The sequence below is a fragment of the Brevundimonas vesicularis NBRC 12165 genome, assembly GCF_001592205.1.
Lineage (GTDB): Bacteria > Pseudomonadota > Alphaproteobacteria > Caulobacterales > Caulobacteraceae > Brevundimonas > Brevundimonas vesicularis.
In genome coordinates, this window is record NZ_BCWM01000025.1 from 23,382 (window position 1) to 46,450 (window position 23,069).

The 23,069-nt window shown below is 66.3% G+C and carries 21 protein-coding genes; 11 read left to right on the forward strand and 10 right to left on the reverse strand.

Translation table 11 applies throughout. From position 1 onward, the window contains the following. Window positions 1-38: 38 nt before the first annotated feature. A complete protein-coding gene (gene chpT, locus BVE01S_RS15620) occupies window positions 39-710 on the reverse strand; it encodes a histidine phosphotransferase ChpT (protein WP_066629557.1) in 672 nt (223 codons plus the stop codon). A 96-nt stretch (window positions 711-806) separates the two neighbouring features. On the opposite strand from chpT, the gene cysQ reads away from it, so the two are divergent. Further along, window positions 807-1,634 carry a 3'(2'),5'-bisphosphate nucleotidase CysQ gene (cysQ, locus tag BVE01S_RS15625; protein WP_066629560.1) on the forward strand — a complete coding sequence of 276 codons (828 nt, stop codon included), beginning with the start codon at window positions 807-809 and terminating at the stop codon, window positions 1,632-1,634. Between the two features lie 3 nt (window positions 1,635-1,637). Here cysQ and BVE01S_RS15630 read toward each other — a convergent pair whose 3' ends face one another. The 3 genes from BVE01S_RS15630 to BVE01S_RS15640 form a co-directional block, all read right to left on the reverse strand. Then, window positions 1,638-2,852 carry a hypothetical protein gene (locus BVE01S_RS15630; RefSeq protein ID WP_066629563.1) on the reverse strand — a complete coding sequence of 405 codons (1,215 nt, stop codon included), beginning with the start codon at window positions 2,850-2,852 and terminating at the stop codon, window positions 1,638-1,640. A gap of 106 nt (window positions 2,853-2,958) precedes the next feature. Next, window positions 2,959-3,297: a hypothetical protein gene (locus tag BVE01S_RS15635; RefSeq protein ID WP_240612048.1), complete on the reverse strand. Its 339-nt coding sequence runs from the start codon at window positions 3,295-3,297 to the stop codon at window positions 2,959-2,961. A 61-nt stretch (window positions 3,298-3,358) separates the two neighbouring features. Further along, window positions 3,359-5,002, reverse strand: a complete 1,644-nt coding sequence (locus BVE01S_RS15640) for a peptide chain release factor 3 (protein WP_066629565.1) — start codon at window positions 5,000-5,002, stop codon at window positions 3,359-3,361. A gap of 175 nt (window positions 5,003-5,177) precedes the next feature. Between BVE01S_RS15640 and BVE01S_RS17070 the strand changes: the two genes are divergently transcribed. Further along, window positions 5,178-5,324 (forward strand): hypothetical protein, encoded by a 147-nt coding sequence (locus tag BVE01S_RS17070; protein ID WP_165113816.1) that lies wholly within the window; start codon window positions 5,178-5,180, stop codon window positions 5,322-5,324. 18 nt (window positions 5,325-5,342) lie between these two features. Here the strand turns inward: BVE01S_RS17070 and BVE01S_RS15645 are convergent, their stop codons facing one another. Next, window positions 5,343-5,717 carry a hypothetical protein gene (locus BVE01S_RS15645; protein WP_055753868.1) on the reverse strand — a complete coding sequence of 125 codons (375 nt, stop codon included), beginning with the start codon at window positions 5,715-5,717 and terminating at the stop codon, window positions 5,343-5,345. A 228-nt stretch (window positions 5,718-5,945) separates the two neighbouring features. Between BVE01S_RS15645 and BVE01S_RS15650 the strand changes: the two genes are divergently transcribed. Further along, a complete protein-coding gene (locus BVE01S_RS15650) occupies window positions 5,946-8,090 on the forward strand; it encodes a malate synthase G (RefSeq protein ID WP_066629567.1) in 2,145 nt (714 codons plus the stop codon). Here the strand turns inward: BVE01S_RS15650 and BVE01S_RS15655 are convergent. From BVE01S_RS15655 to cysD, 3 genes are read right to left on the reverse strand one after another with little or no spacing between them, the layout of a single operon-like run. Then, window positions 8,078-9,127 carry a mechanosensitive ion channel family protein gene (locus BVE01S_RS15655; protein WP_066629570.1) on the reverse strand — a complete coding sequence of 350 codons (1,050 nt, stop codon included), beginning with the start codon at window positions 9,125-9,127 and terminating at the stop codon, window positions 8,078-8,080. The genes BVE01S_RS15650 and BVE01S_RS15655 overlap by 13 nt on opposite strands. 40 nt (window positions 9,128-9,167) lie before the next feature. Then, entirely contained in the window at window positions 9,168-11,081 is a 1,914-nt protein-coding gene (gene cysN, locus BVE01S_RS15660; protein ID WP_066629573.1) for a sulfate adenylyltransferase subunit CysN, read from the reverse strand. Next, window positions 11,081-12,049: a sulfate adenylyltransferase subunit CysD gene (gene cysD / locus BVE01S_RS15665; RefSeq protein WP_066629576.1), complete on the reverse strand. Its 969-nt coding sequence runs from the start codon at window positions 12,047-12,049 to the stop codon at window positions 11,081-11,083. Before cysD ends, cysN begins: the two co-directional genes overlap by 1 nt. Before the next feature lie 148 nt (window positions 12,050-12,197). Between cysD and BVE01S_RS15670 the strand changes: the two genes are divergently transcribed. Both BVE01S_RS15670 and BVE01S_RS15675 read left to right on the forward strand, forming a co-directional pair. After that, on the forward strand, window positions 12,198-12,746 hold the full coding sequence (locus BVE01S_RS15670) for a lipocalin family protein (RefSeq protein WP_066629579.1): 549 nt from the start codon (window positions 12,198-12,200) through the stop codon (window positions 12,744-12,746). A 12-nt stretch (window positions 12,747-12,758) separates the two neighbouring features. Beyond that, complete coding sequence (locus BVE01S_RS15675; RefSeq protein ID WP_066629582.1) at window positions 12,759-14,081, forward strand: PQQ-dependent sugar dehydrogenase; 1,323 nt, start codon at window positions 12,759-12,761, stop codon at window positions 14,079-14,081. A 58-nt stretch (window positions 14,082-14,139) separates the two neighbouring features. Here the strand turns inward: BVE01S_RS15675 and BVE01S_RS15680 are convergent, their stop codons facing one another. Beyond that, complete coding sequence (locus BVE01S_RS15680; RefSeq protein WP_146112028.1) at window positions 14,140-14,703, reverse strand: flagellar basal body-associated FliL family protein; 564 nt, start codon at window positions 14,701-14,703, stop codon at window positions 14,140-14,142. 325 nt (window positions 14,704-15,028) lie between these two features. On the opposite strand from BVE01S_RS15680, the gene BVE01S_RS15685 reads away from it, so the two are divergent. The 6 genes from BVE01S_RS15685 to BVE01S_RS15710 all read left to right on the forward strand — a co-directional run bounded on the left by BVE01S_RS15685 (window position 15,029) and on the right by BVE01S_RS15710 (window position 21,044). Further along, window positions 15,029-16,828, forward strand: a complete 1,800-nt coding sequence (locus BVE01S_RS15685) for a long-chain-acyl-CoA synthetase (protein WP_055753876.1) — start codon at window positions 15,029-15,031, stop codon at window positions 16,826-16,828. Window positions 16,829-16,914: 86 nt separating this feature from the next. Beyond that, complete coding sequence (gene motA, locus BVE01S_RS15690; protein WP_055754172.1) at window positions 16,915-17,781, forward strand: flagellar motor stator protein MotA; 867 nt, start codon at window positions 16,915-16,917, stop codon at window positions 17,779-17,781. Between the two features lie 98 nt (window positions 17,782-17,879). Then, on the forward strand, window positions 17,880-18,185 hold the full coding sequence (locus tag BVE01S_RS15695) for a hypothetical protein (RefSeq protein ID WP_066629586.1): 306 nt from the start codon (window positions 17,880-17,882) through the stop codon (window positions 18,183-18,185). 85 nt (window positions 18,186-18,270) lie between these two features. Further along, window positions 18,271-20,103: an FAD-dependent 5-carboxymethylaminomethyl-2-thiouridine(34) oxidoreductase MnmC1 gene (gene mnmC1 / locus BVE01S_RS15700; protein WP_066629589.1), complete on the forward strand. Its 1,833-nt coding sequence runs from the start codon at window positions 18,271-18,273 to the stop codon at window positions 20,101-20,103. A 26-nt stretch (window positions 20,104-20,129) separates the two neighbouring features. After that, window positions 20,130-20,516, forward strand: a complete 387-nt coding sequence (locus BVE01S_RS15705; protein ID WP_066629592.1) for a DUF6491 family protein — start codon at window positions 20,130-20,132, stop codon at window positions 20,514-20,516. An 87-nt stretch (window positions 20,517-20,603) separates the two neighbouring features. Continuing rightward, window positions 20,604-21,044, forward strand: coding sequence for a hypothetical protein (locus BVE01S_RS15710; protein WP_066629595.1), 441 nt, complete (start codon window positions 20,604-20,606; stop codon window positions 21,042-21,044). 381 nt (window positions 21,045-21,425) lie between these two features. On the opposite strand, the gene BVE01S_RS16930 is transcribed toward BVE01S_RS15710, so the two are convergent. Next, on the reverse strand, window positions 21,426-22,277 hold the full coding sequence (locus tag BVE01S_RS16930) for a hypothetical protein (protein ID WP_157076486.1): 852 nt from the start codon (window positions 22,275-22,277) through the stop codon (window positions 21,426-21,428). Window positions 22,278-23,069 lie beyond the last annotated feature (792 nt).

The following is a 23,069-nucleotide window of genomic DNA, read 5'->3' on the forward strand; positions in this document are numbered from 1 at the left end:
TATCTCAAACGCCAGTTAATGAGTCGTTTGGAAACGCCTCAGGCGGGCATTCGCGCGACCAGTGCGACCTTTCCGTCTTCAACCTTGACGCGTAGAGCGCCGCCGGCCTCGTTCACGGTCAGCCACAGCCAGTAGGGCTGGATCCACTGGCCGGCCAGGCCCTCGACCAGGCGTTCGCCGGCCAGACCCGTGACGGCCTCGGGCTTCAGCCGGGCGCGGGCGCCCTCGGCGAAGCCTTCCAGATAGAGCAGGCCGTCTTCCACCCGCGACTGAATGGTGGCGACGCCGCCCATCGGCAGGGCGCCGACGGTCAGATAGGCGAGATTGGTCAGGGCGCGGGCCTGGGGCTTGGTAAACTCGCCGTCGGCGATGCGCCAGTCCAGCGAGGCGCGCGCCCCCTGGACCATGCCGGACACCAGGCCTTCGATCTCGCGGGCGGTGAACTTCTCGCTGGTGGTGGCGGCGCCGAAGGCGACGCGGGCGAAGTGAACCAGGGCGACCATCTTCCTGGCGCTCTGCTCGATCAGGGCCAGGGCGTCGTCGCGCATATCCTGAGCCGTCGGGTCCTGCATCAGGTCCAGACCCGAGACGATGGCGCCCGACGGGCTGATGAAGTCATGGCACAGCTTGGCCGCGATATAGGTCGCCAGCTCCGTCCCATCGACCGGAAGGTCCAGCGGAGCGGCGTCTGTGTCGTGGGGGGAGGTCATGATGTCTGGCGCGCTCAGGTCACAGTTCGTGTCGCGCGCGAAGTTGGAGTGATTTGCCGGTTCATGGAACCGCCCGGATGGTCTATCGACCCGCCAATGACGACCTCTTCCACACCTGCTCTTGAGCGCGATCTGACGTCCGGCGCGCTGTCCCTGGCCATCGCCGAGATCGCAGAGGAGGCCGCGCGGCTGATCCTGCCCTATTGGCGCGCAGGCACGGCGGTCGAGACCAAGTCCGACGACAGCCCGGTGACCCAGGCCGACCGGGCGGCCGAGGCCCTGATCCTGGAACGGCTGGCGGCCCTGTATCCGGGCGTGCAGACGGTGGCGGAGGAGGCCGTGTCGGCCGATGGCGCGCCTGAAACCGCCGAGGACTGGTTCTGGCTGATCGATCCGCTGGACGGCACGCGCGGCTTCGTGCGCGGCGGCGAGGCCTTCACCGTCAATATCGCCCTGATCCATGACGGCTATTCGGTCGCGGGCGTGGTGACGGCGCCGGCGACGGCGACGACCTGGCGCACCGACAAGCCCGAGGGCGGCGCCTTCCGGCGTCAGTTCGGCGCCCTTCAGGCCGGCGAGGCGCATTCGGGCGAGGACTGGCGTCCGATCCGGGTTCGTGATCGGCCGCAGGAAGGCATGGCCCTGCTGAGCCACAGCGTCACCGACGAAGAGGCGACGCGTCTGGCCGCCCGTCACGGCTGCTCGCGCTGGCAGGGGACGGATTCGTCGCTGAAGTTCTGCCTGATCGCCGAGGGGCGGTTCGACGCCTATCCGCGCACCGGTCCGACCTCGGAATGGGACACCGCAGCGGGCCAGGCGGTGCTGGAAGCCGCCGGCGGGCGGGTTCTGGCCGATGACGGGCAGCGGATGGCCTATGGAAAGACGCGGTTCCTGAACGGCGCCTTCGTCGCCATGGGCGGCTGAGGTCTAGGCCCTCAGAAGCGCCTCGGCGCGATCGGCAAGGGCGTCGACGCCCATTTCCTGGGCCGTCATCGCCGCCTCGCCCAGGATCAGGCCCAGATCGGTCGGGACGCCGCCGCCCAGCCGATGCCGCGCCAGCATGATCTCGGCCATACCGATCTGATCGGCGGCCCAGTCGAGCGGCGTCGCCGTCGCCATGCGCGCGCGAAGGCGGGTTTCCAGCGTCATCAGGGCGGTCAGGTTCTTGACCGCCTCGGCCAGGGCCACCTCACGCGTGATGCGCCGTTCGCGCGCCAGGGCGCCGATGATCAGTTCGCCGCCCTGCGTCAGGGTTTCCGCCTGGGTCAACAGCATCAGCGGCTGGGCGTCGTCGCCGACGCGCAGCACCTGGATCGCGGCCCAATCCAGCGGGCTGTGATCCGGGGTGAACTGATCGGCGGCGGCGTCGAACATGATCCGCCCCTGGTTGCGGGCCTCGTCATGCCCCGCGATGGCGGCCAGGGCCGACAGGCCAGCGCCGCACAGAGCGAGGGCCCGGGCGCGGGTCAGGGGGCGATGGTCGGGAGATGCGGCCTCGACCAGGGCGCCCAGGTCGCGGCCGGCCTGATCCAGAAGATGCACGTCGCGCTGCACCACGCCCATTTCCAGCGAAAGGGCGGCGCGATCCATACGCAGATCCATGTCCTCGGCGTCGTCTCTGCGCACCGCCTCATCCATCAAGACAGCCGCCTGATGAAGGCGGGCGATGTCGCCGCTCAGCCGGGCCGTGCGGACCGTCAGCCGGGCGTGAAGCGCGGCCATGCCGACCGCGATGCGTCGGCTGCGCGGCTGCCCGACCACCGCAAGGGTTGTGGCTGCGCGGTCCAGACGGGCGGGATCGCCGCACAGATCAAAGCGCAGCATCAGCACCGCCGCCTTGGCCAGGGCGGCCCGCGCGATCTGATCCTCGCCCACGGCTGAACGCACCAGGCTGTCGGCGCAGCGTTCGGCCCGGTCCAGACTGTCGGCGGCGCCGGTGCGCCGGGCGTGTTCGCGCCACAGGGCGCAGGCGCGGTTCTCGGTCTCGAAGGGACGAGCGCAGGAGACGCGTCCGGCGTCCGTGGCCTCGCGTCGCGCCTCGGCGCGCAGCAGATCCGCGCCGATCAATTCGACCCAGCCCAGGTCTTCGCTCTCTCGCGCCTGGGCGAAGAGTTTTCGAAGATCACGGCCGAATTCGAACATGCTGGACCTCGGTTATCCCGCTTCGGGACGCAGACTGCGTCACCTGCGGCGTCCAATGCAAACGCAGCGCCGGGAATGCGGTTCGGCTTGGCCTTAAGCCGGCGACCTAGTCGAGTTTCGGCGTCTTCTGCTGGCAGCGTTGCAGGTTGGCGCGCGCCTCGGGCGCATCGGCGTTGAGCTGACGCACCGCGGCGATGCGCGCGCGGGTCTGATCGGCCTCTGCGGCCGGCGCCGCCTTGCCCGCCGCCGTCGCGGCCTGCATGGCCGCCAGGGACCAGTAGAGCGCGGCGTCATACAGCCGCCGCCCCTGGGCGCTCTCGCCGCCTTCAAGCTCCGACGCGGCCTGGGTCAGGCCCGCACAACGCACCGCCTCCTCATACGAAACCAGCCCCACGGAAGGGGCGGCCTGCAGCATTAAGACGGTGCTGGCGAGGGCGAGAAGCATCAACATGACCTGAGAATGGCTCAGCCGCGTGACCAAAGGAAGTCGTTTGCGGCGCCCGGTCTTAGCCGCGCTCCTTCGTCTTGGTGAAGGCGATCTTGGGGAAGCGTTCGCCGACATAGCCGGTCTCCCAGCTCGACTTGGCCAGGAAGACCGGGGCCTGGTCGATGTCGCGAGCCATCTGGGGGCGGTATTTCCCGCTGAAGTCCTCGACGTCCGCGTCGGAGCCCTCCGCGCCTGGAGCGATCCAGCGCGCCTCGGCGTAGGGGGAGGGTTCGAAGACGACGTCCAGGCCGTACTCCTCGCCCAGACGGTCGGCCATGACCTCGAACTGCAGCTGGCCCACGGCGCCGACGATGAAGTCCGAGCCGATTTCGGGGCGGAACAGCTGGGTCACGCCTTCCTCGGCCAGACCTTCCAGCGCCTTCTTCAGGTGTTTGGCCTTCAGCGGATCCTTCACGCGAACCCGTTGCAGGATTTCGGGGGCGAAGTTCGGCAGGCCGGCGAAACGGACCACGCCGCTCTCCGACAGGCTGTCGCCGACGCGCAGCACGCCGTGGTTCGGGATGCCGATCACGTCGCCGGCGAATGCGTCGTCCGCCAGTTCGCGGTCCGAGGCGAAGAACATGATCGGCGCATTGACCGACAGGGACTTGCCGGTGTTCTGCACCTTCAGCTTCATGCCGCGCTTGAAGGCGCCCGACGCCATACGGAACATGGCGATCCGGTCGCGGTGATTGGGGTCCATATTCGCCTGGACCTTGAACACGAAGCCGGTGACCTCGTTAGATCCCGGTTCGACCTCAGTCTCGACAGGGGCGGGGGCGTTGCGGGTCTCGGGTGGGGATTCCTTTTTGGCCTTCATGACCTTGGGCGCCGGGGCCCAGTCGCCGATGGCCTTCAGCAGTTCGTCGATGCCGAAGTGACGAAGCGCCGATCCCCACAGCACCGGCGTCATGTGACCTTCCAGGAAGGCCTGGCGATCAAAGGCCGGATAGCCGCCCTCGACCAGTTCGACGGCCTCGGCGAGATTGTCCTGCTCGCCCGCCTCGAAATACTGGGCCGCCTGGTCCAGCGGCAGGGCGGGGGGGTGTTCGGGATCCTCCGCCGAACCGGCGGCCTTGCGGGTATAGGGCTGGAACCGGCCGGTCCCGACCTCGACCATGCCGCGCAGGCGATTGCCGCTCTCGGCCGGCCACCAGATCGGGGCGGGGTCCAGCTGAAGGCGTGACGCGATGTCGTCCAGCAGGGCCATCGGGTCTTGGGCCTCGCGGTCCAGCTTGTTGATGAAGGTGATGATCGGGATGTCGCGCAGGCGGCAGACCTCGAACAGCTTCAGCGTCTGCGGCTCGATCCCCTTGGCGGCGTCCAGCACCATGATGGCGCAGTCGGCGGCGGTCAGGGTGCGATAGGTGTCTTCGGAGAAGTCCTCGTGCCCAGGCGTATCGAGCAGGTTGAACATCTTGCCGTCGTGCTCGAACGTCATGACCGAGGCCGAGACCGAGATGCCCCGCTCCTTCTCGATCTTCATCCAGTCCGAACGCGTGCGGCGGTTCTCGCCGCGCGCCCGCACGGCGCCGGCCGCACGAATGGCGCCGCCGGCCAAGAGGATGTGCTCGGTCAGGGTCGTCTTGCCCGCATCCGGGTGGGCGATGATGGCGAAGGTCCGGCGGCGCGCCGCTTCTTCAGGCAGGGTCAAGGAAGACATGGCGCGCGACTAGCGCGGACACGCCTCAAAGTCACGGGATTGCACCGGATGAAACAACCCCTCGCCACGAAGGGCTATCGGAGTCATGCTCGGTTCTGGAGGAGACGATCAGGCCGTCAGAGTCCGACGCTCCCCTCCCGGATCAATCCGGGATCATAGGGAAAGGATAAGGACGATGGCTGTCATCCATCCTCAAGACCGTATCGCCCATGCGCCGCGTGAGCGGGCGCCGCTGCATCCGGCGGTGGGGCTGGTCGTCGGCTTCGGCTTTATCGTAGCCGTGGCGACGCTGGTCCATGTGGTGTTCAACGCCGTCTTCTGACGGCGTTTCAGGCTGCGATCAGGCGGCCAGGCGGTTCCAGACGGCGCGGTCGGCAGAGACGGCGTCGAGGCGACGGCCCTTGGCCTGAAGCTGGCGCATCACCTGTTCGGGCAGGGTGCAGAAGCGCGGCTCGACCAGGTCCGGATTGCAGGCGGGTGCCGGCGCCGCGAACAGGGCGGCGTTCACGTCCGGGCTGCGCTCGGCGATCAGCCAGGCCAGGCGACGGGCGCGTTCGGGATCGTTGCGGTGAAGCAGCGGGTCCTCGGCGAACAGTTCGCAACCCAGTTCCAGCAGATAGTCCAGACCCAGCTTCTCGAACCGGCGCGCGTCGGCGGGCGTGACCGGGCAGGCCTCGTCCAGGTCGAACACGACATCGTTCAGAAGAAACAGCATGGGCGAGACGCTCGACTGGCCGGACGCGAGTTCGTCCGTAAGCTCACAATAGGCGCCGCCGCTTGCAGTCCCGTTCACGGACGCGGTTAAGAGTTTCTGACCAGCCGGCCGTCGCCTTGAACGAAAAGCGACGGCGATGACGCGACGTGACCCTTGCGTCGGCGTGCGGCCTCAGCTTACCTGATCACGCATTGTTACAGGCCGGCGTCGCGCCGGAGAGAGGCCGTCATGACGACCCATGAAGATCGCGCCGGGCTGAAGGTCGCGGGGGAATTGATCGCCCTGATCGAGCGGGACGTACTGCCGGGGCTGGGGCTTGATGCGGCGGCGTTCTGGAGCGGAGCGGCAGCGATTTTCGAACGGTTCGCGCCCGAGAACCGGGCGCTTTTGGCGCGACGAGACGCCTTGCAGGCTCAAATTGACGACTGGCATCGGGCGCGGCGGGGCCAGCCGTATGATGTGGCGGCGTCGCAGGCCTTCCTGAAAAAGATCGGCTATCTGGTCGAGGAGCCGGCGCCGTTCACGATCGGGACCGAGGGCGTGGACGCCGAGATCGCACGCATGGCCGGCCCGCAGTTGGTCGTGCCTGTGCTGAACGCCCGCTTTCTGCTGAACGCCGCCAATGCGCGGTGGGGCAGCCTTTATGATGCGCTTTACGGCACGGATGCGTTGGGCGACCTGCCGGCCGGCGGCGGCTATGACGCGGCGCGCGGCGCGCGGGTCGTCGCGCGGGCCAAGGCCTTTTTGGACGAGGCGGCGCCGTTGGCGGAGGGTTCGCATACGGATGTCGCCGGCTGGTCGGTAGTTGATGGCGCACTGTCGCCCGCGTTGAAGGATGCAGGACAGTTCGTCGGTTTTACCGGCGAGACGACGGCGCCGTCTTCCATCCTGCTGATCAACAACGGGCTGCACATCGAACTGGTGATCGACCACAGCCATCCGGTGGGGCGCAGCGATGCGGCCGGTCTGGCGGACGTGGTGCTGGAATCGGCCCTGTCGACCATCGTCGATCTGGAGGATTCCGTCGCGGCCGTCGATGCGGCGGACAAGGCCGAGGCCTATCGCAACTGGCTGGGTCTGATGCGCGGCGACCTGTCCGCGACGTTCAAGAAGGGCGGTGAGACCCTGACCCGCGCCTTGGAGCCGGATCGCCAGTGGACCGCGCCGGACGGGTCGTCGGTGATCCTGAAGGGGCGCAGCCTGCTGTTCGTGCGCAACGTCGGGCATCTGATGACGACCCCGGCCGTCCGTCTGGCCGACGGGTCGGAGGCGCCGGAAGGGATCATGGACGCCATCGTGACCAGCCTGATCGCGCTGTATGACATCAAGGGTCTGGGCGGGTTCGGCAACAGCGCGACGGGCTCGGTCTATATCGTCAAACCCAAGATGCACGGGCCGGAAGAGGCCGCCTTCACCGATCGGCTGTTCGATGCGGTCGAGGATCTGCTGGCCCTGCCGCGCCATGCGATCAAGGTCGGCGTGATGGACGAGGAACGGCGGACCTCGGCCAATCTGGCGGCCTGCATTCAGGCGGTGAAGGACCGGATCGTCTTCATCAACACAGGCTTTTTGGATCGCACCGGCGACGAGATCCATACGGCCATGCAGTCCGGGCCGGTGGTGCGAAAGGCCGACATCAAGTCCAGCGCCTGGATCGCGGCCTATGAGGAGAGAAACGTCGCCATTGGCCTGAAATGCGGCCTGTCGGGCAAGGCCCAGATCGGCAAGGGGATGTGGGCGGCGCCGGACCGGATGGCGGACATGCTGGAGCAGAAGATCGGTCATCCGAAGACGGGCGCGAACACCGCCTGGACCCCCTCGCCGACGGCGGCGACCCTGCACGCGCTGCACTATCATGCGGTCGACGTGTTCGCGGTTCAGAAGGATGTGGCCGGGCGCGACACGCCGGGGTTGGAGGCCTTGCTGACCCCGCCGCTGGCGAACGGCGTCAACTGGTCCGAGGACGAGGTGGCGGCCGAGTTGGACAACAACGCCCAGGGCATACTGGGCTATGTCGTGCGCTGGATCGACCAGGGGGTGGGGTGTTCCAAGGTGCCGGACATCCACGACATCGGCCTGATGGAGGACCGGGCGACGCTGCGGATCAGTTCGCAGCATATCGCCAACTGGCTGCTGCACGGCGTCTGTACGGCCGATCAGGTCGAGGCGGCCTTCCAGCGCATGGCGGCCAAGGTCGATGGTCAGAATGCGGGCGATCCGCTGTATCGGCCGATGGCGGCGGACCCGAATAACAGTCTGGCCTATCAGGCGGCGCGGGCGCTGGTGTTCGAAGGCGTCGAGCAGCCGAACGGCTATACCGAGCCGTTGCTGCATGCCTGGCGGTTGAAGGCCAAGGCGGCTCAGTCCGTCTGACGCGCCTTGGGCGGAGCGGGCGGCTCAGGCATCTCGGCCTCGTCGTCGGCCATGACGTCGTCGGCGGCGTCGTTGGCGGTTCGGGCGGGACTTTGCGGGCCGGTCGGTCGCGGCGGTGAGCCGACGCCGTAGCCGAGGCGCTTCAAGGCCTCCTCGCCGTCCAGGCCGAAGGCGGTGCGCAGGCGAAGATCGGTCTGGGGCACCGGCACCTCGACGCCCGCCGTGTCCAGGGCGTCGGCGATCAGCCAGGTGTAGGCGGCGTGCATGGCCGCCGGACGTTTGACAGCGTCACGCGTCGGCCAGACCACCAGTTCGAACGACAGGCCCCGATCGCCGAAGGCCACGAGCCAGACCTGGCTCTTGCGAGCCTCCGTCTCCGGCAGGGTGAAGGGGCTGGCGCGGGCGGCGGTCAGAACGGCGTCGCGCACCTGACCCCGGTCCGAGCCATAGGCGACGGTGAAGGGCACATGGATGCGGCGGGTGTCACCCTTCATCGTCCAGTTGGTGACGGGCTGTTCGATGAAGCGCGAGTTGGGCACCAGGACATTGACGTTGTCGTTGGTGCGGACACGGGTGGCGCGCGGGCCGATCTCCATAATGGCGCCGCGAATGCCGATGTCCTCGATCTCGATATAGTCGCCGACCGACACCATCCGGTCGAAGATCAGGAACAGGCCGGAGACGAACTCCTTGACCACCCCCTGCAGCCCGAGACCGACACCGATGCCCAGCGCGCCGGCGAAGACGGTCAGGGACGACAGGTTCAGCCCTGCCGCCGACAGGGCCGACATGACGCCGACGACAATGATGCCGTAGCCGGCCAGACGCTCCAGCAGATAGATCGCCTGACGGCTGCGGTCCGAGCGTTCGCGCACCCGGCGCAGCGACCGCGTCACCAGCCAATGGGCCGCGAATGCGATCAGCAGGATCACGCCTGCGCTGACCAGACCGCCCAGCGTCAGATTGATCCCGGCGATGCGGGCGATCTGCGACTGCTCGATGGTGTCGAGGCCCAGCTTCTGGATCGGATTGGTCATCGCGTCCTAGAGCGTCCAGCGAACGGTCAAGGTTCCAAACCTATATGGTGAAGTCCTCGGTCGAGAAGCGCCCATCCAGCCAGGCGACGATGCGCTCGGCGGCGTCCTCGGGCGACATGGTGGTGGTGTCCACGACGATCTCGGGGTGTTCGGGCGCTTCATAGGGGCTGTCGATGCCGGTGAAGTTTTTGAGCTCTCCCGCGCGAGCCTTCTTGTACAGACCCTTGACGTCGCGAGCCTCGGCCACCGCCAGGGGCGTGTCGACGTGGACCTCGACGAACTCGCCCTTGCCCAGCAGGTCACGGGCCAGGCGGCGTTCGGCGCGGAAGGGCGAGATGAAGCTGACCAGGACGATCAGGCCCGCGTCCACCATCAGTTTCGACACCTCGGCGACGCGGCGGATGTTTTCGACCCGGTCCTCTTCGGTGAAGCCCAGGTCGCGGTTCAGACCGTGGCGGACATTGTCGCCGTCCAGCAGATAGGTGTGGCGACCGTCGGCGTGCAGCCGCTTTTCCACCAGATCGGCGATGGTCGACTTGCCGGCGCCCGACAGGCCGGTCAGCCAGACGACGCGGCCCGTCTGGTTCTTGATCGTGGCGCGCGCGGCCTTGTCCACTGACAGGGCCTGCCAATGGATGTTGTGGGCGCGGCGCAGGGCGAAGTGCAGCAAACCCGCCCCGACTGTGCGGTTCGAGATCCGGTCGATCAGGATGAACCCGCCCAGGTCCTTGTTCTCGGCATAGGGGGCGAAGGCGACGGGGGCGTCCAGCGACAGGTTGCAGACGCCGATCTCGTTCAACTCCAGCCGCTTGGCCGGCTGCTGCTCCAGGGTGTTGACGTTCACCTTGTGCTTGGGCTCGGTGATGGTGGCGCCCACCAGCTTTGCGCCGATCTTGAGCAGGTAAGGCCGGCCCGGCAGCAGGGGCTCGTCGTCCATCCAGACCACGGTGGCCTCGAACTGGTCGGCCGCCTCGGGCGGGGCGTCGGCGCTGGCCAGCACGTCGCCGCGCGAGACATCGATCTCGTCGGCCAGGGTCAGGGTGATCGACTGTCCGGCCACGGCCAAGCTCAAGTCGCCGTCGGCGGTGACAATGCGGGCCACGGTCGAGGTCTTGCCGGACGGCAGGACGCGCACCGGATCGCCCGGCCGCACGGTCCCGGCGGCGATCTGGCCGGAGAAGCCGCGGAAGTCGAGATTGGGCCGGTTGACCCACTGCACCGGCAGGCGGAACGGATCGGCCTGAAGAGCGTCGCCGACCTCCAGCGTTTCCAGCAGGCTCATCAGCGGCGGGCCGGCGTACCAGGGCGAATAAGCGCTGGGTTCGGTGATGTTGTCGCCGCGCAGGGCGGACATCGGGATGGCGTCGAAGGCCTGAAGCCCGATCTGGGCGGCGAAGGCGCGGAAGTCGGCGAAGATGGCGTCGAACACGGACCGAGACCAGCCCATGAGGTCCATCTTGTTCACTGCCAGGATGACGTGGCGGATGCCCAACAGGCTGACCAGATAGGCGTGGCGGCGGGTCTGGGTCAGCACGCCGCGCCGGGCGTCGATCAGGATGACGGCGGCGTCGGCCGTGGAGGCGCCGGTGACCATGTTGCGCGTGTACTGTTCGTGGCCTGGCGTGTCGGCGACGATGAACTTCCGTTTTTCGGTGGAGAAGAAGCGATAGGCGACATCGATGGTGATGCCCTGTTCCCGCTCGGCGGCCAGGCCGTCGACCAGCAGGGCGAAGTCGATGTCGCCGCCCTGGGTGCCGACGCGGCGACTGTCCGCCTCCAGCGCCGCCATCTGATCCTCGAAGATCATCTTGGAATCGTAGAGCAGGCGGCCGATCAGGGTGGACTTGCCGTCGTCCACGCTGCCGCAGGTGATGAAGCGCAGCAGGCTCTTGTGTTGGTGGGCGTCCAGATAGGCGTCGATGTCGCGGGCGATCAGGTCGGACTGGTGAGCCATCAGAAATAGCCCTCCTGCTTCTTCTTCTCCATCGAGGCGGACTGGTCGTGGTCGATCATCCGACCCTGGCGCTCGGAGGTGGTGGTCAGCAGCATTTCCTGGATGACCTCAGGCAGGGTCGCGGCCGTACTCTCGACCGCGCCGGTCAGGGGGTAGCAGCCCAGGGTGCGGAAACGGACGGACTTCATCTGCGGCGTCTCGCCGGGACGCAGTCGGAACCGGTCGTCATCGACCATGATCAGGGCGCCGTCGCGTTCCACCACCGGCCGTTCGGCGGCCAGATAGAGCGGAACGATGGGGATCCGCTCCAGGTGGATGTATTGCCAGACGTCCAGCTCGGTCCAGTTTGAGATCGGGAAGACGCGGATGCTCTCACCGGGCTTTTTGCGCGTGTTGTAGAGCCGCCAGAGTTCGGGCCGCTGATTCTTGGGGTCCCAACGGTGTTCGGCGGTGCGGAAGGAGAAGATGCGCTCCTTGGCGCGCGACTTCTCCTCGTCGCGACGAGCGCCGCCGAAGGCCGCGTCGAAGCCGTAATGATTCAGGGCCTGTTTCAGACCTTCGGTCTTCCAGAGGTCCGTGTGCAGGGCCGAGCCGTGATCGAAGGGGTTGATGCCGCGTGCGAGGGCGTCGGTGTTCTGGTGGACCAACAGTTCGACGCCCAGATCGGCCGCCGCCTGTTCGCGCATCGCGTACATGGCGCGAAACTTCCACGTCGTGTCGACGTGCAGAAGCGGGAAGGGCGGCCTGGACGGATAGAAGGCCTTCTTCGCCAGATGCAGCATGACGGCTGAATCCTTGCCGATCGAATACAGCATGACCGGACGCTCGGCCTCGGCAGCCACCTCGCGTAGGATGTTGATGCTCTCGGCCTCCAGGCGCTGGAGGTGGGTCAGGCGCGGCGTGGAAAGGGCGGCAGGTTTTTTGGTCAGGGTGGCGGTGGTCACCGGGGCGTCTCCGTCGAACGCCATGTGACAACGCCAAAGGGCGGGACGGGACAAGCGAGGGTTCCTGTTCCCCGCTAGGAGATTTTCGTCCCGCGGCGTCCGATTTCGCCGTCGGTGCGTAACGGAACCAGGGTCGCTGAAAGCGGCTTATGGCATCAAAACGGAAACGCCCATGTCCAGCCTGAAATCCCTCGCCGCATCCGCCGCCGCGATCGCGCTGGCGGGATGCGTGACCGCACCGTCGCCTTCCGAATATCGCGCGCCGCAGCCGGCCAAGCCGGTGGATGTGCAGCGTCTGTGGTCCGGGCGCTGGCACGAGATCGCGCGTCTGCCGGATCGGCTGACCGACGGCTGCGTCGCCGGCGCGTCGATCTATACGCCGGTGGAGGGCACGCGGGTCGATGTGCGCGACACCTGTCAGGTCGGCACGCCCGACGGCAAGGAAAAGGCCATCGGCGGACGGGGCGAGATCCTCGATCCGGGCACAAACGCCAAGCTGAGGGTCAAATATCTGGCCGGGTTCGTGACCTGGGACTATTGGGTGCTGGACCGAGCGGACGACTACAGCTGGTTCATCTCGGCTGATCCGACCTTCAATCGGCTGTTCATCTACACGCGCGACTTGCCAAGCGAGCAGCAGGTGCGCGCCCTGACCGAACGGGCGCGGGCCCTTGGTTATGATGTCAGTCGTCTGGAGTTCCCGGCCCAACCGGCGCGGTAAGGATCAAAGACCATGCGCTCGCCACGGACGGTTTTGTTCGCCTCGACACTGCTCGCGACGGTGATCGGTCTAGGAGCCTGCGCGGGTGGGACAGCCTTGCCCGTCGCGGCGGGGTTTGGTCCGGACCCGCAACTGCCGGCGGTGCGTCAGGGCTTGCTGCCCACCGTCAATATCGCCCCGGCGTCGAGCTGGCCCGAAGGCGCGACGCCGGTCGCGGCGGCGGGATTGCGCGTGCAGGCGTTCGCGACAGGCCTGGATCACCCGCGCTGGCTCTATCGCCTGCCCAACGGCGATATTCTGGTCGCGGAGTCGAACGCGCCGCCCAAGCCCGAAGACAAGAAGGGCGGTCTGCGTGGCTGGGTGATGGGCAAGGTCATGGCCAAGGCCGGCGCCGGTGTCCCAAGCCCCAACAAGATCGTCCTGCTGCGGGACGCGGACGGCGACGGCGTAGCGGAGACCAAGAGCGATTTCCTGACCGGACTGAACTCGCCGTTCGGCATGGCTCTGGTCAGCGACCGGCTGTATGTCGCCAACGCCGATGCGGTGGTGGCCTTTCCGTATCGGAGCGGCCAGACGCAGATCGACGCTGCGGCCACGAAGGTCGCGGACCTGCCTGCCGGCCGCAATCATCACTGGACAAAGAGCCTTGTCGCCAGCCCGGATGGTCGCCGGCTTTATGTCGGGGTCGGATCCAACTCCAACGTCGGCGAAAACGGCCTGGACGAGGAAGTCGATCGCGCCGCCATACTGGAGATCGATCCGGCCACGGGCGCGCGGCAGGTCTATGCCTCGGGCCTGCGCAATCCGGTCGGCATGGACTGGAACCCGCAGACCGGCCAGCTGTGGGTGGCGGTCAACGAGCGTGACGAGATCGGCGACGATCTGGTGCCCGACTATATGACCTCGGTGGCGCCGGGCGCCTTCTACGGCTGGCCGTGGAGCTATTACGGCCAGACTGTCGATACGCGCCCACCCGCCAATCCGGCGATGGTCGCGCGCGCTATCCGGCCGGATTACGCACTGGGCGCGCACACGGCGTCGCTGGGGCTGACATTCGGACAAGGCGCGAGCCTGTTGCCGCCAGCCTTGCGCTCTGGCGTTTTCGTCGGCCAGCACGGATCGTGGAACCGCAGCGTGCGCAGCGGCTACAAGGTGATCTTCGTGCCGTTCGTCGATGGACGTCCCGCCGGGCCGCCGCAGGATGTTCTGACCGGATTTCTGAACGCCCGGGGTCAGGCGCAAGGCCGGCCCGTCGGGGTGCAGATCGACCGAGAAGGCGCCCTGCTGGTCGCCGATGATGTGGGCAATGTCATCTGGCGCGTCAGCGGCGCCTGAACCTCGATCATAGAAAAAGCCCCGGCCGAAACCGGGGCTTTCCATTATTCTGCTGAGATCAGTTCAGCGGCTGGACCGTGATCGCCGGCGCGGCGGGCGTGGTCACGACCGGAGCCGGGGTAGAGGCTGCAGGCGCGGTGTTTAACCGGCTGGTGCTCGCCGTCGAGGCGGCCGGCGCGGTGTAGGGTTGCGGACCCGAAGGCGTAGCCGGCGTCTCAACACGGGCAGCGGCGGGCCGTTCAACGGCCGGCGCAGCGCGACGGGCCACGGGTTCGGCGCGGCGAGCGACCGGCGCAGGCGCGGCGGCCGGCGTCGGAGCCGCAGCCGGCGTGGGCGCGACCTCGGCCGGGGCGGGCGTGACCGGCGCCTGGGCGGCCGTCATCGCGGCGGGCGCGGTCTGCATGGCCGGTGCGGCGGTCTCGGCGGGCTGAGCGGGAGCGGCCTGTTCGCCGCCCATCATCATGGCGACGCCGCTGCCCAGCAGCACCACGGCGCCGATCGGGGCCAGGATCATCCAGGTCTTCACCGACTTCTTGGACTTGGTCGTGCGGGCGTAGCGCGGAACGAAGGTCGTGTCCTCAGCGCGGGCTTCGGTATTGGCGTTGGCATAGGTCATAGACATTGTTTCTGTCCTCCATAACGTCGATCAACCAACCCGCCGTTCCGCAACGGCGTTCCGCGTAAAGCGCAAAAGCCCCGAAGAAACACCGTTTCCGCCCGGAATGGGGCGAAGACCGTGCGTGCGGCCGCCGCATTTGCCGTCAATGCGGCAATAAAAAGCAGGGCGGTGCTCTGGATTTCCGCCGCGTCAACCGAACAAATGGATCACGGCTGGACGGCAATTCGTCAGGTTCGCGAAGGATTGCGGACCCTACGGTTGACCCGACCGGCCGCCTTCGTCCATCACCGGACCGGGTGGAACACGCATTGACCGGAGTACGGCGCGCATGGGTTTTGTAGCCAATATCCGCAGGGATGTCCGGTTCGCGCGCGGCCTGTTCCGTCTGTTGAAACGCATCAAGCCGATCGAGCTGGACAGCGACGTCCTGCTCTGTGACGACTTTGAAGAAGCCGTCGACAAGTTCGCCGACAACATCGCCATCGACGACGGTCAGCGCACCCTGACCTATCGCGACCTGGACGCCATGGCCAACCGCTTCGCCCACTGGGCCAAGAACCGGGGCCTGCGCCGCAGCGACACCATCGCCCTGATGATGACCAACCGGATCGAGTATCTGGCGGCGTGGATCGGCTTCTCGAAGGTCGGCATCGCCACGGCCCTGATCAACACCAATCTGAACGGACAGGGGCTGGCCCACTGTCTGGCCATTTCCAAGGCCTTCAACGTCGTCGCGGACGAGGATTGCTGGCGTCAGATCGAGGAGGCGCGGCCTCTGGTCGATCACAACCTGGCGCTCTGGGTTCTGGGCTTGACCGACGATCTGGAGACCAGCGACCGTCGCGGCCTGGACAAGCCCGTGCGTGGCGGATCCTCGGTGCGGCCGTCCAAGTCGGCGCGCGAAGGCCTGACCAACCGCGACACCGCCCTTTATATCTACACCTCCGGCACGACCGGCCTGCCCAAGGCGGCGCGGATCCCGCATTCGCGCGCCCGGACCTATATGCGCGCCTTCGCCGGCGCCACGCGTTCGACGCCCGAGGACCGGATCTTCAACGTCCTGCCGCTGTATCACTCGACTGGCGGTCTTGTCGGGGTGGGCGCAGCGCTGTTGAACGGCGCGCGGCTGGTGATCCGCAAGAAGTTCTCGGCCAGCACCTTCTGGCCCGACGTGCGCTCGTCGGGCGCGACCATGTTCGTCTATATCGGCGAGCTGTGCCGCTATCTGGTCAACTGCCCGCCGCACGAGGACGAGACCAAGCACAAGCTGCGTCTGGCGTTCGGCAACGGCCTGCGCGCCGATGTCTGGCCCGACTTCCAGAGCCGGTTCAAGATCCCCGACATCCTGGAGTTCTACGGCTCGACCGAAGGCAATGTCTCGCTGTTCAACTTCGACGGCAAACAGGGCGCGATCGGTCGGGTGCCGAGCTTCCTGAAGTCGCAGATCAATATTCGCCTGGTCGAGTTCGACGTAGAGACCGAACAGCCGATCCGCGGCTCGGACGGTCTGTGTCGCCTGGCGCGCGTCGGCGAGGTCGGCGAGGCCATCGGCCTGATCGGCAACGACATCCGCCACGACTTCTCGGGCTATGCCGACAAGGCCGCCTCGCAGAAGAAGATCTTGACCGACGTGTTCAAGAAGGGCGACCGCTGGTTCCGCACCGGCGACCTGATGAAGCAGGACAAGGAAGGCTATTTCTACTTCGTCGACCGGATGGGCGACACCTTCCGCTGGAAGGGCGAGAACGTCTCGACCTCCGAGGTCGAACAGGTGCTGATGGACGCACCGGGCGTGACCGAAGCCATCGTCTATGGCGTGCCCGTTCCAGCCCAGGACGGCAAGGCCGGGATGGCGGCTCTGGTGGTGGACGGCAAGTTCGACGCCCAGGCCTTCTCCGACCATGTCGAGGCCAAGCTGCCCGCCTATGCCCAACCAGTGTTTGTGCGGCTGATCAAGTCGGCCGAAACGACCGGCACCTTCAAATACCGCAAGGCCGATCTGGTGGTCGACGGGTTCGATCCGTCCAAGACTGGCGCCGCCCTCTATGTGCGGGGCGGGGCTGCGGGCTATCAGAAGCTGACGGCGGCCGGGCGCAACGCCATCCTGAAGGGCGAAAGCCGTCTGTAACGACTGGGAAGGCGGCGTTCGCGAAACGCCGTCTTAATGATTAATGGCGATAGTCCCGACCTCTCGCGTCAGGATTGTTCGCCTCCATGTTCCAGATCATCGGCATCGTGCTGCTGTTCGGCCTCGTCTTCGGCAGCTACGCCATTTCGGGCGGCAAGTTCGAAGTGATCCTGCACGCCGCGCCGCACGAGCTGATGGCCATCGGCGGGGCGGGCATCGCCGCCTTCCTGATCTCCAACTCCCTGCCGGTGATCAAGGGCTCCATGGCGGGCCTGGGCAAGACCTTCGCCGGGCCGAAGTGGAAGAAGCAGGATTACAAGGACCTGCTGTCGCTGCTGTTCCAGCTGACCAAGACGATGAAGTCCAAGGGCGTGGTGGCGCTGGAAAGCCATATCGAAAAGCCCAAGGAATCGACCATCTTCCAGAAGTACCCCAAGGTGCTGAAGGACCATTTCGCCGTCGACTTCATCTGCGACACCCTGCGGATGATGACGATGAACCTGGAGGATCCGCACCAGGTCGAGGATGCGATGGAAAAGCAGCTCGAAAAGCACCATCACGAGCATCTGGAAAACGCCCACGCGCTTCAGAACCTGGCCGACGGTCTGCCTGCGCTGGGCATCGTCGCCGCCGTCCTGGGGGTCATCAAGACCATGGGTTCGATCACCGAGCCGCCCGAGGTTCTGGGCGGCATGATCGGCGGCGCCTTGGTCGGCACCTTTATGGGCGTGTTCCTGGCCTATGGTCTGGTCGGTCCATTCGCGGCGCGCCTGACGGCCATCATCAACGAGGAAGCCGCCTACTATAAGATCATCCAGTCGGTGCTGGTCGCCCACCTGCACGGCAACGCCGCCCAGATTTCGGTCGAGATCGGCCGGGGCGACATCCCGTCGTCGGCGCAGCCGTCGTTTGGCGAGATGGAAGAGGCGCTGAACAGCATCACCGCCGACTGATCCCGACATTCCTGATCTTAACTTGCCCTGCCGCGCGCGGCGGCCCTATCGTTTGCGCCAAGAGACGTTCCGGTCTCGCAAGCTTCGGAGACATCTTCATGCGTATCAAAGCCCTCGTCGCCGCATCCGCTGCGCTCCTGGTCCTGGCCGCCTGTAGCAAGGCCCCGGAAGAAAAGGCCGAAGCGCCGGCCACCGATGCGGTCGAGGCCGCCGGCAGCGCCGAAGAAGCCGCTTTGACGGTCGATCAAGCGGCCAAGGACGCCGAAGCGGCGGCCAATCAGGCCATTCAGGAAGACACCGCCGCCCAGGCGGCCACGACGATGCAGGGCGCCGACGCCTCCGCCGCGGCGCCGGTTCCCGTCGCGCCGGCCGAACCTGCGCACGGTCCGGCGGCCGCCCACTAGGACGCGTCGAAACCAAAGCCCGAAGAGGCCGCTCCGACTGGGGCGGCCTTTTTCATGTCGGCGACGAAGGTGCTAGAGCCGCGCGATGACGCCTGATGACGACGCCTCGCCCCTGCTGACCTGGACCGAAGAGGGCGAGCCGCGCTCAGGCCGGTTCGGCGACGTCTATTTCTCGCGTGATGACGGCCTGGCCGAAACGCGGGCGGTGTTTCTGGAAGGTTGCGGCCTGCCGGACGCCTGGATGGGGCGGGATCATTTCACGGTGGCCGAGCTGGGGTTCGGCACAGGGTTGAACATCGCCGCCCTGCTGCATCTGTGGCGACGGACGCGGCCCGAGGGCGGGCGGCTGCACATCTTCTCTATCGAGGGGTATCCGCTGACGGCGGCGGAGGCGGCGAGGGCGCTGGGCGCCTGGCCCGAACTGGCGGAGGCGACCGAGGCCTTGATCGCAAATTGGCCGGCCGCGACGCCGGGCTTTCACCGGGTGGACCTGCCGGGCTTCGACGCCGTGCTGGACGTGGCGGTTGGCGATGCGGCCTGGGCGCTGGAGCAGTGGTCGGGGGCGGCGGACGCCTGGTTCCTGGACGGTTTCTCGCCTGCGCTGAACCCGGGCATGTGGTCGCCCGAAGTGATGGCCTTGATCGCCGAGCGCTCTGCGCCGGGCGCGCGCCTGGCCACCTTCACCGTCGCCGGAGCCGTGCGGCGGGGCCTGGCTGGGCAGGGTTTCGTCGTCGAGAAGCGCCCCGGCCATGGCCGCAAGCGCGAGCGGCTTGAGGCGCGTCTCCCCTCAGTGTTCGAACCGTCGCCGCCGCCCCGCGTCGCCGTGATCGGCGCGGGCGTCGCTGGTGCATCTGTGGTCCGCGCCCTGGAGGCGCAGGGCCTCCGGGCCGTGGTGTTCGAGGGTGAGCGCCCGGGCGCGGGCGGCTCTGGCTTTCCGGCGGCCCTGGTCACGCCGCGTCTGGACGCCGGCGATCACGGCATCGCCGCCCTGCACGCCCAGGCGCTGGAGCGGGCGGGCGATCTTTATGCCGCGATCCCGGGCGCCGTGACGGGCGACGGCGTGCTGCAACTGCCCCAAGCGCCGCGCGATGCGGCCCGGTTCGAAAAAATCGCTCGCCAACCGATCTGGAATGCCGATGACATGGGGGTGCTGGATGAAGGGGCGGCGTCAGCGGTCGCCGGCGAAGCAACGGGGCAGGGCGGTCTGCTGATGAAGGGGGCATTCGCGCTGCGCCCTGCGGCGGTGCTCTCGAACTGGCTTTCGGACGCGGAGATGCGCTCTGAGCGCGTGACACGGCTGGAGCGCGCCGACGGCCGCTGGCGGCTGATCGGCGAAAACGACGCGGTGCTGGGCGAGGTCGATGCGGTGGTTCTCGCCGCCGGCTGGGGATCGGCCGCCCTGATGGACGGGTTCGACCAGACGCCGCGCCTGTCGCCCGTGCGGGGGCAGGCGGACTGGATCGACGGGGACGTGACCATCCACCCCATGGCATGGGGCGGCTATGCGGTTCCGACGGGCCAAGGCGTGCTGTTCGGCGCGACCCATGACCGGGCCGACACCGACACGGCGCCGCGCGAGGCCGACAGCGCGCGAAATCTGGCAACCCTGGAAGCGCGCCTGCCGGAGTTGGCCAAGCGCATCGCGGCGGCCGGGCCGGTGCAGAACCGGGCGGCAGTCCGCGCCACGACGCCGGATCGCCTGCCTGTGGCGGGCGCTCTCGATGACGGACTCTATGTGCTCGGCGGTCTGGGGTCGCGCGGCTTTTGCGTCGGGCCCTTGCTTGGCGAGCATATCGCCGCCCTCATCCTTGATCAGCCTTCGCCCCTGCCGCGCGATCTGGCGGCGCGCGTGTCGCCCCGTCGGTCTTCGGTTCTGGCGGACGCCCTTGCATCATCCTCGCCGACGCGCGCAGGATGAAGCGGGGGCTTGTTCAGGAGTTGACTATGCATCGCCTCATTCTGTCGTCTGCTGCTCTCCTCGTACTGTCGGCCTGTGCGCCGTCGCCGGGCGTGGCGACGGCCAGCCGCGCCGACGCCGGCCAGTGCTTCCGGCCCAATCTGGTGCGCAACTTCACCGCGCCGAACGACCAGACCCTGTACGTCCGCACGGCGGACGCCGGTGTGTTCCAGATCGAAACCCCCTTCTGTCGCGACATGACCCGCGCCCTGTCGATCGCGCTGGAACCTGTCGCGGGATCCAGCCGGCTGTGTCCCGGCGATCAGGCCGCCTTACTCAGCCCGGCGACGGGGCCTCAACCGTGCCGCGTGCGCATCGCAAAGAAGCTGACGACCGCAGAGCTCGAGGCCCTGCCGTCTCGCGATCGGCCCTGATCGAAAACGCTTTCGAGGCCTTCGGGAGAGATTGAATTCTCGTTCGTGCGGGTATGAAATGATCGTCTTGCCTGGGGAGGGAAGAGGATGATCAGAACAATCGGCGTGACGGCGATCCTGGCGACGGCGGCGATCGCATCGCCATCGGCGGCCGAAAGCTGGGCCACGTTTTCACGCAGCGACGCCACCGTCTATCTGGTGGATGTCGATGCGCTGACGCCGGTGGACGGCGTGGCGACGACGCGGATGGCGCGGGTGCCCGCGCGCGGCGAGGCGACCAATCTCAGCCATGAGACCGAAGAGGTCATGGTGCGGTGTTCGGACGGCCAGTCGCGTTCGGGCGCGACGGTGACCTATGGCGCGGACGGGGCGGAAACCGATCGCTATTCCGAGGACACGCCGTGGGAAGCGACGCCGGCCGGCGGCATCTATGGCGCAATCAAATCCTTCGCCTGTGAGGACATGCGGCCCCAGACGGCGGCCTTCCCGACCATCCAGGCCTTCATCGCGGGCGGACGCGGCCAGTAGGCCGCGCCTGGTCCGAGTCAAAATGGATGAGATTGCCCTGTCTGGAAAGACTCATCTTTCCTCGGCGCGCTTCACTAATAATGAAAGTCGAGGATCAAAATTTTTGAGATGTTGGCGTTCGACGCTCAAAATTTATGAGAAAGCTACTTTGTCGACCAGAATTTCTGAGCTGCTGGGCGGTGCCGGATCCTCGCAAAAATTAAAGCTATAAGCTTTAAGTACTTTTCGCTGAGGCCCGACGGGCCGCGTCGCCCATTGGATACGCAATAGAAAAACGTTCACTAACGGACGTCTTGACCCGTCCGGGCCAATCTTGCGGATCGGTAGCAGACCTCTAAGCGGGCGCTCAGTCGAGCGAGATGCATCAGGTCACAACAGCGGTTACGGATTCTTGCAAAGGTTAAACAATGAGCTTTGCTCAGACAGAACGCCCTCCGTCGTGGTCCAACGCCCGAGAAGGTCACCAATGTCGAAAGACTGACGGTCCCAGAGCGCATGCACCGGCCTTATGCCCGGCCAGACTGGGCTAATTCCTAGACGGGCGAGGTTGCGTGACACGCTTCTGACCGAAAGGCCAAGCTCGGAAGCCAGCTTTGGTGTGAATGCGTAACGCCCTGCAAATTCCAACACGTCGGCCTCAACGACAGTCAGCACCTTGTCAGTAGTTGACCGACTCATTGTGCTGATGTGTCCCGCATCGACTGCCGCACGAATGCCGGAAGAGTTCGTGCCCAGAATGCCTGCCGCAACATGGACGTAAATCGACCCTTCAACGAGGCGCGGACTGCCTGTAGGGCGCGAGGGCAGTAGAGTTGCTCCGTCTATGCTTGAGGGGGTTGAGGGCCGGCCACAGGGCATCAAATACTGCGAGCTGAAGTCAAAATTTGAGATATCAGCCCTGCGCCAGCAGGATTGCACGCGGACATTATTTTCTAGTTCCAGGATCGGTCGCAGACCGCTTGCGCGCAGGCGTCGCGTAACCGCAATGGTGTTCAGTCCATGCGTGGCGGCGATCTCAGTGCTGGAGACGTATGTTTTCCGAAATGCCTGCGCGGATGTTCGCAAAACTCCCCGCAGATGACCCGCCGTGGTGAATTCTGTAGCTTGCAGATAGCCGTTCAGGGTGAGGTGCCGAAGGGTCTCACTGTCGATGTTGGTCAGGCTCTTAAGCTCAGTCAAAGAAATATTGCCTTTCGGCACTGTTCGTCCATCTCGGAGCTTGAGCTTTTTCATACTGCTTCGCTTGGGTTTGACGCATACTGTCCCCGACGCCGTGACCCATTGCGTTTCGAAGCTTATCCCTTCGACCGAGTTTCGTGACCAAAGCGCTGCGATCTTCGCCTGAGGATCGGCATTCAAAATGGGCTCAATACCCAGCTGTTCAGACGTTTCGTGATCGAAGCAGGGCCGACGCCTATGGGACGTGCGAGATCCGCAGACGTGACCAACTCCTGTGCCCAGCGATCAACCGAGTTTCTCGAAACAGCGATGAGGCGTCTATTGTGACCCCAGTTTGCGCAAGTTTGCTGTTGCAGTATCAGCGCCGTCAAAGTCCGATGACCTACGCGAAGGCGCTGTGTCGCCTGTTTGGCCGACACCATTTCGCTGCGTCCAAGGCCGCTTGGTCCGCGAAGTGTCTCAACTTCTTCGAGGTCCACGAATAAATTGGCAAAAGACTCCAGCCCGGATGGGCCGAACCATGCCCCTAAGCGGCCTGCCGCAATGTCGGCGACGTGGCATGAATGCGCTGACGACCAGGAGCGTACGAGCTCCAACCGCGAGTCTCTATTCGATATCCGCTACCGTATCGCGCCGGAAGGACATACAGAACGCGTTATCCGGCTTTCCCGATCGAAGACAGGTCGCAAGGTTGGCCCAGTCGAGATGGCGGTTCAGTCCGCTGAGGGCGAATGGTCCGACGTTCCTCCCGGTTCGGACGACTTTGCGAAAAACCTTCCTTCTCTAATTGTTGGCTACACCTCCGGCGATAACGAGACGCTGAGTCTGCCGTTCTTCGTCAGCCGT